The organism is Pseudomonas sp. 22515, assembly GCF_052044625.1.
GTDB lineage: Bacteria > Pseudomonadota > Gammaproteobacteria > Pseudomonadales > Pseudomonadaceae > Aquipseudomonas > Aquipseudomonas alloputida.
This window is the reverse complement of the sequence record NZ_JBQENN010000002.1, coordinates 208,928-222,174: the sequence shown is the minus strand read 5'-3', so window position 1 is coordinate 222,174 and position 13,247 is coordinate 208,928. Positions and strand designations below refer to the sequence as shown.

At 54.8% G+C, this 13,247-nt stretch carries 11 protein-coding genes, 1 tRNA gene and 1 pseudogene; 5 read left to right on the top strand and 8 right to left on the bottom strand.

The features are described from left to right. Positions 1–102: 102 nt before the first annotated feature. The 5 genes from eno to ACTJJN_RS03550 all read right to left on the bottom strand — a co-directional run bounded on the left by eno (position 103) and on the right by ACTJJN_RS03550 (position 7,350). Complete coding sequence (gene eno / locus ACTJJN_RS03570) at positions 103–1,371, bottom strand: phosphopyruvate hydratase (RefSeq protein WP_440781005.1); 1,269 nt, start codon at positions 1,369–1,371, stop codon at positions 103–105. Positions 1,372–1,697: 326 nt separating this feature from the next. Beyond that, a complete protein-coding gene (gene pyk / locus ACTJJN_RS03565; protein ID WP_017148220.1) occupies positions 1,698–3,134 on the bottom strand; it encodes a pyruvate kinase in 1,437 nt (478 codons plus the stop codon). Between the two features lie 139 nt (positions 3,135–3,273). Further along, entirely contained in the window at positions 3,274–4,617 is a 1,344-nt protein-coding gene (locus ACTJJN_RS03560; protein ID WP_014755976.1) for an MFS transporter, read from the bottom strand. Positions 4,618–4,677: 60 nt separating this feature from the next. Next, on the bottom strand, positions 4,678–6,069 hold the full coding sequence (locus ACTJJN_RS03555) for a four-carbon acid sugar kinase family protein (RefSeq protein WP_012051837.1): 1,392 nt from the start codon (positions 6,067–6,069) through the stop codon (positions 4,678–4,680). A gap of 3 nt (positions 6,070–6,072) precedes the next feature. Beyond that, positions 6,073–7,350, bottom strand: coding sequence for a ribulose-bisphosphate carboxylase large subunit family protein (locus ACTJJN_RS03550; RefSeq protein WP_012051836.1), 1,278 nt, complete (start codon positions 7,348–7,350; stop codon positions 6,073–6,075). A gap of 178 nt (positions 7,351–7,528) precedes the next feature. Between ACTJJN_RS03550 and ACTJJN_RS03545 the strand changes: the two genes are divergently transcribed. Beyond that, positions 7,529–8,407, top strand: coding sequence for a LysR substrate-binding domain-containing protein (locus ACTJJN_RS03545; RefSeq protein WP_012051835.1), 879 nt, complete (start codon positions 7,529–7,531; stop codon positions 8,405–8,407). A 35-nt stretch (positions 8,408–8,442) separates the two neighbouring features. Here ACTJJN_RS03545 and ACTJJN_RS03540 read toward each other — a convergent pair whose 3' ends face one another. Next, on the bottom strand, positions 8,443–9,210 hold the full coding sequence (locus ACTJJN_RS03540; RefSeq protein ID WP_012051834.1) for an SDR family NAD(P)-dependent oxidoreductase: 768 nt from the start codon (positions 9,208–9,210) through the stop codon (positions 8,443–8,445). A gap of 406 nt (positions 9,211–9,616) precedes the next feature. Here ACTJJN_RS03540 and ACTJJN_RS03535 point away from each other — a divergent pair. Beyond that, positions 9,617–9,916, top strand: a pseudogene (locus ACTJJN_RS03535) (IS3 family transposase); the annotation flags it as partial. 256 nt (positions 9,917–10,172) lie between these two features. Here ACTJJN_RS03535 and ACTJJN_RS03530 read toward each other — a convergent pair. Next, positions 10,173–10,260, bottom strand: a tRNA-Ser gene (locus ACTJJN_RS03530). A gap of 133 nt (positions 10,261–10,393) precedes the next feature. On the opposite strand from ACTJJN_RS03530, the gene ACTJJN_RS03525 reads away from it, so the two are divergent. Further along, a complete protein-coding gene (locus ACTJJN_RS03525) occupies positions 10,394–11,065 on the top strand; it encodes a Bax inhibitor-1/YccA family protein (RefSeq protein ID WP_003251184.1) in 672 nt (223 codons plus the stop codon). Between the two features lie 147 nt (positions 11,066–11,212). Here ACTJJN_RS03525 and ACTJJN_RS03520 read toward each other — a convergent pair whose 3' ends face one another. After that, entirely contained in the window at positions 11,213–11,389 is a 177-nt protein-coding gene (locus ACTJJN_RS03520) for a hypothetical protein (protein ID WP_014755972.1), read from the bottom strand. Between ACTJJN_RS03520 and ACTJJN_RS03515 the strand changes: the two genes are divergently transcribed. Continuing rightward, the gene (locus ACTJJN_RS03515) at positions 11,380–12,759 is read left to right on the top strand and encodes a nucleobase:cation symporter-2 family protein (protein WP_003251186.1); all 1,380 of its coding nucleotides are present in this window, start codon (positions 11,380–11,382) and stop codon (positions 12,757–12,759) included. The two genes, ACTJJN_RS03520 and ACTJJN_RS03515, sit on opposite strands and share 10 nt — an antisense overlap. Before the next feature lie 95 nt (positions 12,760–12,854). Continuing rightward, positions 12,855–13,247: a sulfurtransferase complex subunit TusD gene (gene tusD / locus ACTJJN_RS03510; protein WP_003251188.1), complete on the top strand. Its 393-nt coding sequence runs from the start codon at positions 12,855–12,857 to the stop codon at positions 13,245–13,247.

Below are 13,247 nucleotides of genomic sequence, written 5' to 3'. Positions count from 1 at the left end.
ACCTCTGAATGATATTCCTGGCGCGCACGACTCATACATCTACTTAGAGCTAAACCGTGCGCGCAATGGTCAGTCGGCATCTACGAGGATCGTCCCAGCACCTTAGGACGCCTGGCCTTCAAGAGCCTCTTCAATACGAAGCAAGCGGTTGTACTTCCCAACACGATCTGAACGACACAGCGAGCCGGTTTTGATCTGCCCGGCGTTAGTCGCTACGGCCAAATCGGCAATCGTTGTATCCTCCGTTTCCCCGGATCGATGGGAAATCACAGCAGCATAACCAGCCTCTTGCGCCATACGTATGGCATCAAACGTCTCACTTAGAGTTCCGATTTGATTAAGTTTAATCAAAATGGAATTGGCAACTCCTTGCTCAATACCCCTGCGCAGAATTTTTGGATTAGTGACGAAAAGATCATCCCCCACCAGTTGAACCTTCTGGCCCAGCTGAGCGGTTAAGTATGCCCATCCATCCCAATCACTCTCATCCAGACCATCTTCGATAGAAGCAATCGGATATTTGCTACAGAGATCAGCTAAATAGTCAACAAACTGCTCGGAAGTCAGAGACCTCCCCTCACCTGCCAACGTGTATTTACCATCCTTGTAAAACTCGGAAGCCGCGCAATCTAATGCTAACGTTACGTCTCGCCCTAACTCGTAGCCTGCGCGATTAACAGCCTCGGCAATAACAACGAGCGCCTCTTCATTCGAGGCCAAGGAGGGTGCGAAGCCCCCCTCATCACCAACAGAGGTACTCAAACCACGCTCTGAAAGCACGGCCTTCAAGGTATGAAATATTTCAGCACCAATTCTCAAACCCTCCCTAAAATTCGGAGCTGAAATTGGCTGAATCATGAACTCTTGGATGTCGATATTATTATCCGCATGCTCACCACCGTTGAGGATATTCATCATCGGCACAGGCATAGAGTAAGTGGGGGTCGCACTGAATAGTTTCGCAAGGTGTTCGTACAATGGAATACCTTGGGATGCTGCGGCAGCTTTAGCCGCGGCCAAAGAAACAGCGAGAATTGCGTTAGCACCAAGAATAGATTTCGAGTCCGTACCATCAAGAGAGATCATCGCTTGATCAATGATGCGCTGATCCAGTGCGTCCAGGCCTAGAATGCGCTCGTGAATCGCGACATTCACATTTTCGACGGCACGCATTACGCCTTTTCCCTTGTAACGCCATGAGCCATCACGCAATTCAAGGGCTTCACGGGAGCCGGTGGAAGCGCCTGACGGTACGCTTGCCTCACCTGTTACTCCACAACCTAAAGTAACCACAGCCTCTACGGTAGGGTTGCCTCGAGAGTCCAAGATCTCGCGAGCGAAGACTTTCTTGATGCGAGTGAACTCACTCATCACTACTTCCTCCCATTGCGATGTACATCCAGCATATTGATAATTAGCGTCCAGCAACTCTTGTTGTTCGGCAAACTCAGCTCGAATATCAAAATCGCGTGGCCAGTCATTAGGCTTCAAATCTTGATCCAAACCAGACTCAAAAATTTTCTGTTGAACAACCATTTGGAAACTCCCTGACAATAGCGACCATACCCCGGAGCTACACCTAGGTGAGTACCGATTGCGTGGCACCGCCGTATATATCCGACAAGGATTAGAGGCAGATCCTTATAAGCATCAAAGCTGATGCATCCGCCTCTAGAATTATTTAAATTAACTGAGAGTTAGACTTGGAGGATTTTCATGCCGTTCGTACCACCCACCACATTGTAACTGTCACCCTTAGTGAGAATGATCCAGTCTCCAGGCTGTACCAAATCACGCTTCAGCAATTCGCCGATGGCGGCCTCGCTTACTGTCTCAGAGGGCAGTGAGGCAGGATCAAACGCTATTGGATAAACACCACGGAACAGCGAGGAGCGAGCCTGGGTAGCGCGATGAGGCGAAAGCGCATAGATCGGCACATGAGAACGAAGCCGAGACATAATCAAGGGTGTGAAGCCACTCTCTGTGAGCGAGATGATTGCCTTAACACCAGGAAAGTGGTTCGCTGTGTAGAGTGCGGCCAGCGCAATGCTTTCGTCACAACGCCCAAAGGTCGTATGCAATCGATGACTAGACTTTACATTGGTTGGATGCTTTTCAGCACCGCTGCAAATACGAGCCATGGCACGTACTGCCTCGATGGGGTATGCCCCGGCAGCGCTTTCAGCGGACAGCATTACGGCGTCAGTATTGTCGAGTACCGCATTGGCCACATCTGACACTTCAGCGCGGGTAGGCATCGGACTGGAGATCATCGACTCCATCATCTGGGTCGCAACGATCACCGCTTTATTGTTACGCCGGGCATGCAGAATGATCTTCTTTTGGATAGCGATTAGCTCCGCATCTCCAATCTCCACACCAAGATCTCCCCGAGCGACCATGACCGCATCACTCGCTGCGATCAGCTCATCGAGCGTCTGATCATCGGCAACAGCCTCTGCTCGTTCGATTTTCGACACCAGCCAGGCTGTCCCTCCTGACTCGTCACGCAGCTTGCGGGCGTACTCCATATCCTTGGCATCCCGAGGGAATGAAACGGCCAAATAGTCGAGATCCATTTGGGCAGCGAGTTTGATATCAGCTTTGTCTTTTTCGGTAAGGGCAGGAGCAGTGAGCCCGCCCCCCTTGCGGTTGATCCCCTTGTGATCTGACAGAGGCCCGCCCACAGTGACGATGCAATGTAAGGCTTCGGGCGTAGTTGACTCAACACGCATAACCACGCGCCCATCATCAAGCAGTAGCTCGTCACCGACACCACAGTCCTTCACTAGGTCAGGGTAATCAATCCCTACAACCTGCTCATTGCCTGACATGAGGGGATGGCTCGTGGAGAACGAAAAGGTATCGCCAACCTTCAACTCGATCCGTTTGTTAGTGAATTTCGCAATACGAATTTTAGGGCCCTGCAAATCGCCCAACAAAGCCACGTGCCTACCGTGTTTGGCAGCGATCTCACGAATCAAGCGAGCGCGAGTAATGTGCTCACTTGGAGTGCCATGAGAAAAATTCAAACGCGCTACATCTAGCCCGGCCAAGATCAGCGCTTCAATGACTTGCGGCGAATTACTAGCAGGGCCTAGAGTTGCAACAATTTTGGTTCTACGGATGGTCATACCGATACCTTCCAGGGACGAGGATTCTCTCATCTCACTGAGTAAGTTCGAAAAGTTATGCTGGCTGAGCACTCAGCAATACAAGGTGGGATTTACAGCCGAGACTGCGTGCCCCCGGGGAGGCACGCAAATGCCAGGGTCACTCGTCGACGATGTCCACGTCTTTTGTCTCAGCAGACAGGTAGACACAGAGTCCAGAGAACGCCGCGAGAGCTATCGTGAGCATCGAGATCGCGTAAGGCGTACCGTAATGGCTGAGGAGGAATGCCCCTACAATTGGAGCAGTACCACCGCCTACAATTCCACCAACGTTAGTAGACATCGCGAAACCAGTGAAGCGAGCGCTAGGCCCGAAAGCTTCGCCAGTGAACGATGGCACTGCACCGTATACCAAGCCATATCCGGTCATGAACAGGCATGATCCAGCGACCATCGGCCAGAACTCGCCGGTTGAAAAGAGGTGCCAGAAAGGAAAGGCGGCAAGTGCCGTCACGACAAAACCAATCAGCATCATGGTACGGCGGCCAATACGATCTGCCAGCGCCCCTGCAAAGGGTACGACTACCAGGTGAGTACAGATTGCAACCATTGCGACTGACAACACGAAGGCATTGGACAGGCCTAGCTCTCGCTGGCCATAGCTCAGGGCAAATACAGTGAAGAGGTAGAAGGTCGAGAAGTGGCAGATGTTAGCGCCTGCAACCAACATCAGTTGCTTAGGATAGCGAGTGAACAAGCGGAGCGCTGGAGATTGCGAATCGCCTGGGGTTGCAGCCCTCTTCTCAGCAGTTTTTTCAAACACTGGAGACTCAGGGACTTTGGAGCGGACAAACACCCCTACTATCAGCAGCGCAAGGCTGGCGATGAAAGGAATACGCCATCCCCAAGCGGTGAAATCCTCTTTAGAAAGCAAGGCACTCACGATCAAAAGCATGCCAGCGGATGCGATGAAACCAAAGACTGGGCCGATGTTATTGATCGCCGCATAGAATCCCCTCCTTCTTCTTGGGGCATGCTCTAAGAGCATCAGCACAGCGCCACTGTACTCACCCGCAAAAGCGAAGCCTTGGATGAAGCGGAGCACGCAGAGCATGATAGGTGCCCAAATGCCAATGCTGGCATAGGTAGGCAAAAGACCAATACCTACAGTGCTCAAGCCCATAATGATGAGCGTGAGGTACAGCAGCTTTTTACGGCCAATCCTGTCCCCGAAATGACCAAGTACAAGCGACCCTAGTGGACGCGCCACGAAAGAAATTGCGAATGACGCAAGAGAGGCCAGTCGGGAAACTGTTTCGTCAGTCCCTGGAAAAAACAGAGGCCCAAAAATAAGGGCAGCTGCGGTGCCATAAAGGTAGAGGTCGTAGGTCTCTAATGCTGTTCCGAACAGGCTTCCGGCCACAACATTTTTCATGGATTTCTTCTCGTCATGATCCATGTGATCGAGGTCACTTTCGACAGGGCTCGATATAGAGGTATGCATGGTTTCACCTTTTGTTATTGTAGATATGCAAGTATTTTCTTGCTGAAAGACCCTCAGAGATTATTCAAGACCTCTGAGTGCTTTGACGAAATAATCACGATCTCCCATCTGCCCACCTTTGAGAGCAATCTCCACATCCTTTAGGTACGGCTCGCGAGAGTGCATTTGGCACAAAGGAGCGCCGGGAGAAATATCAGACTTGATAACCAGAGCATCGGGTGCAAGCACTTTGGTTACTTGGCTCGATGTGTCGCCGCCCGAAACCACCAATCTTTTCAACGGGAATGCCTTAAGGATTTCAAGCGCAACTTGACCCACTTCCATTGCTAGCTGCTTCCCACCCTGAACCCTCGCCTCATCACGAGGCAGGCCTTTTTGCAGCATTGCCTCGATCATCTGCTCGATCCGAGAATCGCATGGGCCTTTGGCAGTGTGAATCAGAACCGACCGCCCCTCTTCCAGGTGGGATACAGCGGCCATGACCACATCTCGTATTGCGGCACTTTTTCGGGACTCAGTAATCAATGCGGCAGCATCGACTTCAAGCTCTACAAACCCGTAATCAATTGCCGTTTCAATCTGGGACTGACTCAACGGCGAAGCACTGCCTGAGATAACCAGTACCTGGTCTGCAGGTTTCAGAGGTACGGCCAGCGACGCTCGTGGCGGAAACACCCCAGCGGTACGCCAATATTGTGTGAGGCCGTACTCCACGCCGGAAGAACCGACGACGAAGACTGGAGCTGCGCCTGATGAAAGCTCGGTCAATACTTGGCCAGCGGTGGTCATATGAGAGTCGTCGGTACCATCAAACAGCACTGCATCATGCTGCTGTGTCATCTCGTCGACTAATCGGCTGAGCTCTGCAGTCTTTTCGAGCTGGCGAATATCGACTTTGCCAATCGACAAGCTCTTTTGCTTGCCGATATGGATACTCAAGTCCGCTTCATGCATCGGGGTAATCGGGTGGGCACTCATGATAGGGTGCCGGTCAATCCTGTGAACCTTGTGATCTGTCTTGGACAAGGCATAGAGGTTGCCGAAAACGCAGTAGCGGCCCAATGCGGGATTGCCTGCAATGATCGGGATCCCTTTGACATCATAGATGCGAGATGCCAGCTCAATGACGTGCCCAATGCTGCCCACGGAGTCGGCACTGTCAAAAGTCGAGCAAACCTTGTAGTGAATCAACGCTGGCGATAGACGTTTGATGCCCTCAAAAATCCCGGGCAACACCGCATCCATCTCGCCATTGGACAAAGCACGGCTATCACCAGCGATGCCGATGGCGTCAAATTCGCCGAGTTCCGCCAGGCGTTCTGGGGTCGGAGGAGCGAGGAACAGGGCACATTTAAGTCCAGCAGCCGTCAGAACCTCTAGAGCATCGGTCGAGCCAGTGAAGTCATCACCATAAAAGACCAACGGCAGCTTGGTAACGTGATGGGAGGTCATGACTTAGTTGCCTCCAAACTTCTGAAGGGCCGCTGACAGGGCTGGCCTACCCTCTGCGTAACGCTCAAGAGGCACATGCTGTACAGCAGCTTCCCAGCCTTCACGCATGCTTTGAACGCCTGCTTCGATCCCCATCGGATGACCGATGATGCCGCCGCCAGCGAGGTGCATCAGGTCAACAGATTGAAGCCTGTTGAAAAGCTCAGGCGCCTGGCCCGCCCATTGACCGGAGGAGAAGACAGGCATCAAGGGGCGCATGCCGGCAAATGGAGCAAGGCAACTCTTGGCAGAGGAGATTACGGAGTCGTCCGCCTCATAGAACTTGCCTTGAATACCATTAACGTGCAGATGGTCGATCCCGGCCAGCCGCCAGATCTTCTGATACACCTCGAATGAGAAACCTAGCTGGGGATAACGAGTCAGAGCTCCCCAGCCATTACGATGACCATGAATAGGCAACTGGGCATGCTTTCGAATGTGCTCAACCGCCGAATGCCCAACCCAATTCAGGCAAAGCATCACGCAGGTACCACCCGCCTCAAGCACTGCATCTTGGCGGCGCATCATCTCGTCGATGCTGCCCGAGATGTTGATAGCGTACATAGGCATGCGTCCGAGGCGATCTGCATGCTTGTGAAGCACAGGCATCACAGCACCGAGACGGGCATCGAACGAAGCGTAGGTAGGATCGATAAGCAACTCATCATCCTTGATGAAATCGATACCTCCGGCGCAGAGCTCATCGACCACAGAAGCTGTCTGCTCTGGAGTAAGGCCGATACTCGGCTTGACGATGGTTCCAATGATAGGTCGGTCATGAACACCGGCTAGCGCCCTGGTGCCTTCAATTCCGAATTGAGGGCCAATGAATCCCGATGCGAACCGCTCGGGAAGCTCCAGATCCAGCACCCTCAGCCCGCTCACCTCGCCAATCTCAAAGAGATTGCCGGCAATGGTGGTGAGCAACGCTGGGATATTCGTTCCGATATTGGCTGTAGGGAACGCGATTGTGACCTCACCTCGATGGTAGGTCTCAGAGGGATTGTGGCGAGCCAGGTAGTCGCTGTGCAGAGAAGGGCTGGAAACGGATGGCAGCGGCTCGATAGCTACGACACGAGCACGAGAGCGTTCTTTAAGCTCCGCCGATTCGCCAGGAAGTGAGAGGAAGGTACCGCTGGATTGCTCCCCTGCGATTACCTCGCTAACCCGTTCAATCGGGTAGCTGCTCTCTACAAAAAATCGGGCAGTAAACTCCTCTCGCCCGGCCTTGTGATCGACCATGATGGGTGCCTCAAATCTATTTGTTATTGTGAATCTGCCCGAAATGCCCAAGGCAGTTTCAAATCAATATACATTGACCCTGTATCAATCCAACCGATATGATTTCCTTCGATCGTGAGAAAAACTCACACTAGAATTCTAGCTATGGCCGAGGCTTCGGTCTTACGGAGGTGCGTATATGACGTCGCCAGTCAGGCCTTCGCTCAATGCCCTACGAGCGTTTGAAATGATCGCGCGCAAAGGATCGTTCAGCGATGCAGCGGATGCTCTGTGCGTGACTCACGGGGCTATCAGCCGTCATGTTCGAAGCCTGGAAGACGCCCTAGGTGTAATTTTGCTGACCCGAAATGCACATGGCACCAAACTCACTCCAGAGGGAGCACGCCTCGCCTCAGGCTTGGCCAGGGCTTTTGCCTTGATACAAGAAAGCATTGATGAAGTTCGCCCTCGCCCGCTTGAGCTCTCCTGCTCGGCGTCGATCATGATGCATTGGCTGCTACCTCGACTCGCCAAGCTCCACAGCAGCTTTCCCACCATGGAATTAGGCTTGAAAACGGGTCACGGCCCCATTGATTTCGCCCACGAAGGCGTCAGCGTAGCGATACGCCTCGACAGCATCGAACCACCTCCAGGGATCGAGCCGATACCCTTAACCAACGAATGGGTAGGTGCGATCTGTTCGCCTGCTTATCTGGCTGCGTCCGGCGTCACAGAGGTGAGCGACTTAACCAAGGAACGCTTGCTAACCACAAAAACCCGTCCCCACGCGTGGAAGGACTGGTATGCGTCTATTGAGCAAGAACCTGGTGAGCTGCTTGAGATGGAGTTTTTCGAGCACTTCTATTTACTCATTCAGGCAGCCAAGCTCGGCTTGGGGTTCGCCTGTGTCCCACGCATGCTGGTGGAGGCAGAGCTTGAGAGTGGCGCCTTGTTGGCCCCGTTTGGCTTTGCACAAGGGGCGGCAAAGTTGGTTCTGTGGGTTTCACCCAATGCAAGGCTACGCCCCGATACAGCAGATTTGGAAAAGTGGATAAAAAAAGAGATGGCGCAAAGCTAGACAAGCGCCCGCTTGGGCGCTTGCAATAGTGCCGATTACAGGTCGCCTGCGCCCCAGGCCAGGAACCCGCCATCCACAGGCAGCACAACACCATTCACGTAAGCGGCTACGTCAGATGCCAGATAGCTAACTGCGCCGGCAATTTCTTGAGTCGTTCCGTAGCGCTTAGCCGGAATAGCATTGCTATAAGCCTGGCGGAAGGTGTCGCTGTGCAACTCCTTGGTCATCGGGGTATCGACCGGGCCCGGCGCAATAGCGTTAGCAGTGATCCCGTATTCGCTGAGTTCCACAGCCATCTGCCGGGTCAACGCAATGACTGCACCTTTAGAGGTACCGTAAGCGGTTCGCCCCTTACCCACGGCACGCATACCAGCGACCGACGCGATGTTGATGATTCTGCCGAACCCATTTTTCCGCATGATTTGAGCGGCGAGTTGGCAGCACATGAACGTGCCAGTGACGTTGATGTGCATGGTCTTGTTGAAAACGTCTAGATCAAACTCCAGGAACGGCATGGTCTTGGCGATGCCTGCGGAATTCACCAGCACATCGCATCTGCCGAACTCGCTATCGATCCAAGAAAATGCATCTCTTACAGACTCCACCGAGGCTACATCTACCTGGCACGCGTCAGCTGTGAAGCCCTCCGCACGGAGCTGTCGCGAAAATTGCTCAGCCGCGTCGACGTTGATGTCACAAATGACGACATGATGCCCGTCCTTTGCCAGTGAAACGGCAGCTTCAGCACCGATACCCATCGCACCGCCTGTAACCACGGCGATTTTCTTGTCTGCGTACTTCATCGAAACCCTCTCTTGTTATGATCGCCAAAGGCTTATTGGATGGCTGAAGGCTAGAGCTGCCAGGGGGCTTTGCGCAATGGATAAAAACTCGTGCTTAGGAGAGGAAACCTCACACAAGCCAGCGTGAGCAACTGCACCAACTGAAGCCCCATATTAGGGTGGCATGCCGAGAGGTCTTCACAGCAAATAAGTAGTGACTACGTCGAATACAGAACAACTTTTGACTTCTATATATACGCCAGAGGAAATAGTCGCGGGCTCGACAACCACTGAACTCACAACAGAGGTGAAATGTATGGGTAATGTCAAATTTCCCACCCATCCTTCCATCACATAAATATTTACGAGTAGCTACACCTGCCCACCAGAGAGAAGTGCCCGAAGGCGTCCGCTTGGTGCTCGACTAGGCTACAACATCGAGGCGGCTCGGTGGTTTGGACTGGTTGAGTCAGCCTTGCCCAGGTGAATCGCCCAGCCTCTGCAGGAACGTGGCGGTGTCACACCGACCAGTAAAGCGCTAACGCCTGAGCAGCAAAAAATCCAGGAACTGGAAGCGCGGATCAATTGGCAGGGGCAGGAGAAATCGATCCTAAAGAGCTACCGAGCGCTTGATGACCGAGGAGCAGGTGCGCTCGCGTTAATAGATCAACTCTGCTCCGAAGCGCCGGCTGACCTGTTGTGCTCGGTCTTTGACATGAACGCATCGCCAGCCCAGCAGGATATCGTAGATTCCTGAAACAACGGCACATCTAGAAACGGCCGCATCAGCTCAACGACGGGTTACCGCCTGCGGTCGCCGAGGAAGAATGTTGCGCAGCGCCCAGGACCACTTGGCCAATACCAACAGCTCACACACAGCATGCGGAAATGATCAGAGAAATGCGGGCGCGATCCGTAAGACAAGGGCAGAAAATCGAAGTCCCAAAAACGCAAAAAGCCCTGAATAATCAGGGCTTTGAATATGGCGGAAGCGTAGAGATTCGAACTCTAGGATAGTTGCCCATCGACGGTTTTCAAGACCGTTGCCTTAAACCACTCGGCCACGCTTCCAGCTCGTTTTGCGGCCGCCATAATACCTTAATGAAACACGCTGTCAAACTCTCTGTGTCGCGGGTTGCAGGAGCAATGGTAGACTCCTAGCATCTGAACGTCCGAAACCACAGGTTTACCAAGGAGTGTCGCCATGCGCGAACAGGATTACGCCGTCCACCACGGCCAGCAGGTCGAGCAGCAGGAGATCAGCAAGGTCCTGCGCAACACGTACAGCCTGCTGGCGCTTACTCTCGCCTTCAGCGGTGTCATGGCTTTCGTTGCCCAGCAGATGCGCGTCGGCTACCCGAACGTGTTCGTGGTGCTGATCGGCTTCTACGGGCTGTTCTTCCTTACCAACAAACTGCGTGATTCGGCCTGGGGCCTGGTGTCCACCTTCGCGCTCACCGGTTTCATGGGCTTCATCCTCGGCCCGATCCTCAACCGTTACCTGGGCATGGCCGGTGGCGCCGAGGTAGTGAGCTCCGCGTTCGCCATGACTGCGCTGGTATTTGGTGGTCTGTCGGCCTACGTGCTGATCACCCGCAAGGACATGAGCTTCCTCAGCGGCTTCATCACTGCAGGTTTCTTCGTTCTGCTGGGTGCTGTCGTTGCCAGCTTCTTCTTCCAGATCAGCGGCCTGCAACTGGCAATCAGCGCTGGCTTCGTGCTGTTCTCGTCGGTCTGCATCCTGTTCCAGACCAGCGCGATCATTCACGGTGGTGAGCGTAACTACATCATGGCGACCATCAGCCTGTATGTGTCGATCTACAACCTGTTTGTCAGCCTGCTGCAGTTGTTTGGCATCATGGGTCGTGATGACTGATTGATTGCTGTGCCGCAACAAGCCCGCTTAGGCGGGCTTTTTTGTAGGCGCTGGAAATGGGGCGGGCTGCGGGATGTTCGTCGGAAGAGGTTCAGCGCCTGATAGATCGAGCGGCGCCCGCGCAGCGCATCGCGAGCAAGCTCGCTCCTACATCAGTTTCGAGCCAATTATGCCGGCAACCGCAATAACTGACCAAAAAGTCAGATAACCAGGCAAATGGTCGCCGATCATGTCGCCATCCTGCTTTTCTCTACCGCTATCTTTCATCACCCCGTAGAATGCGCTCCTTTTTTCTTCCGGGGCGGCTTTCAGCAATGAGCTCACACGAACACAGCCCAGGCGCAGCGGCGCCTGCCAATGAACTGGTGCTTGGTCTGGAGGACAAGCCACGGCTGTTGATCGGCCTGTTGGCAGCCCTGCAGCACCTGCTGGCGATCATCGTACCTATCGTCACCCCTGGCCTGCTGATCTGCCAGGCGCTGGGCGTATCTGCACGTGATACCAATTTGATCGTTTCGATGTCGCTGGTGATCTCGGGTATCGCCACCTTCGTCCAGTGCAAACGCTTCGGCCCATTTGGCGCGGGGCTGCTGATCGTTCAGGGCACCAGCTTCAACTTCGTCGGCCCGCTGATTGCCGGCGGTGCGCTGATGGTCAAGCAAGGTACGCCGGTTGAGGGCGTAATGGCGGCCATTTTTGGTGTGGTAATCGCAGGCTCGTTCGTCGAGATGGGCGTGTCGCGCATCCTGCCCTTCGTCAAACGCCTGATCACCCCGCTGGTGACTGGCATCGTGGTGTTGATGATCGGCCTGACACTGATCAAGGTCGGCCTGATCAGCATGGGAGGCGGCTTTGGTGCCATGGCCAATGGCACCTTTGCCAATGGCGAAAACCTGCTGATGTCGGGCGTGGTATTGGCGATCATCGTCGTTCTCAACCGTATCCCGGTGGTGTGGATGCGCAGCTGCGCCATCGTCATCGCCCTCGCGGTCGGCTATGCGCTGGCCGGTTTCCTGGGCCGCCTGGACTTTACCGGCATGCACGAGGCCGCGCTGTTCCAGGTGCCGACACCACTGCACTTTGGCCTGGGCTTCTCGTGGGCGCTGTTCATTCCGATGCTGGTGATTTACCTGGTCACCTCGCTGGAAGCCATCGGTGACGTTACCGCCACCAGCAAGGTGTCGCGCCAGCCGGTCGAAGGGCCAGTGTGGATGCAGCGGATCAAGGGGGGCGTGCTGGTCAACGGCGCCAACTCGCTGCTGGCCGGCCTGTTCAACACCTTCCCTAGCTCGATCTTTGCCCAGAACAACGGGGTGATTCAGCTGACCGGTATTGCCAGCCGTCATATCGGTATGTGGATTGCCGTGATGCTGGTGTTGCTGGGTCTGTTCCCGAGTGTTGCCGGGGTGATTCAGGCCGTGCCGGAGCCGGTGCTGGGCGGCGCGGCGATGGTCATGTTTGGCGCGGTTGCGGCGTCGGGGATCAATATTCTGGCCAGCACCCGGCTGGACCGTCGGGCGCTGCTGATTATTGCGGTGTCGTTGGCGCTGGGGCTGGGCGTGGCGCAGGTGCCGGAATTCCTGGCGCACATGCCGGCGGCGATTCGCAACGTGCTGGAGTCGGGTGTGGCTACCGGGGGGATTTGTGCGCTGGTGCTGAACTGGTTCTTGCCGGAGGGCAAGGAGCAGGCTTGAACCTGGAGATTGAATGATAAGCCCGCACCCGCTTGCACAAGCGGGTGCGGGCTTTTTTGCTTTATCATGGCACCATTCCTTTGCATGAGTTAGCCATGAAATTCGCTATCGCGGTGTTCTCCCCGGCCCATGCGCCCTCTTCGCGACGCGCCCTGCGCTTCGCCGAGGCGGTGCTGGCCGGCGGGCATGAGATTGCCCGACTGTTCTTCTATCAGGACGGGGTGCACAGTGCCTCGGCCAACGTCGTCGCCCCCCAGGACGAACTGGACGTGGCTGGCCAGTGGCGCACGTTCATACAGACCCATCAGCTGGACGCCGTGGTGTGTATCGCCGCCGCCCTGCGCCGTGGCGTGCTCGACGAAGCCGAGGCCAACCGCTACCAGCGCCCGGCCGTGAACCTGCCCAAGCCCTGGGAACTGTCGGGGCTGGGCCAGCTGCACGAGGCCGCGCAAGTGGCCGATCGTCTTGTCTGCTTCGGAGGCGACTGA

Excerpts from the sequence above, each read along its gene's own strand:
- eno (WP_440781005.1), bottom strand. The coding sequence starts at position 1,371 with ATGAGTGAGTTCACTCGCATCAAGAAAGTCTTCGCTCGCGAGATCTTG.
- pyk (WP_017148220.1), bottom strand. The coding sequence starts at position 3,134 with ATGACCATCCGTAGAACCAAAATTGTTGCAACTCTAGGCCCTGCTAGT.
- ACTJJN_RS03560 (WP_014755976.1), bottom strand. The coding sequence starts at position 4,617 with ATGCATACCTCTATATCGAGCCCTGTCGAAAGTGACCTCGATCACATG.
- ACTJJN_RS03555 (WP_012051837.1), bottom strand. The coding sequence starts at position 6,069 with ATGACCTCCCATCACGTTACCAAGCTGCCGTTGGTCTTTTATGGTGAT.
- ACTJJN_RS03550 (WP_012051836.1), bottom strand. The coding sequence starts at position 7,350 with ATGGTCGATCACAAGGCCGGGCGAGAGGAGTTTACTGCCCGATTTTTT.
- ACTJJN_RS03545 (WP_012051835.1), top strand. The coding sequence starts at position 7,529 with ATGACGTCGCCAGTCAGGCCTTCGCTCAATGCCCTACGAGCGTTTGAA.
- ACTJJN_RS03540 (WP_012051834.1), bottom strand. The coding sequence starts at position 9,210 with ATGAAGTACGCAGACAAGAAAATCGCCGTGGTTACAGGCGGTGCGATG.
- ACTJJN_RS03525 (WP_003251184.1), top strand. The coding sequence starts at position 10,394 with ATGCGCGAACAGGATTACGCCGTCCACCACGGCCAGCAGGTCGAGCAG.
- ACTJJN_RS03515 (WP_003251186.1), top strand. The coding sequence starts at position 11,380 with ATGAGCTCACACGAACACAGCCCAGGCGCAGCGGCGCCTGCCAATGAA.
- tusD (WP_003251188.1), top strand. The coding sequence starts at position 12,855 with ATGAAATTCGCTATCGCGGTGTTCTCCCCGGCCCATGCGCCCTCTTCG.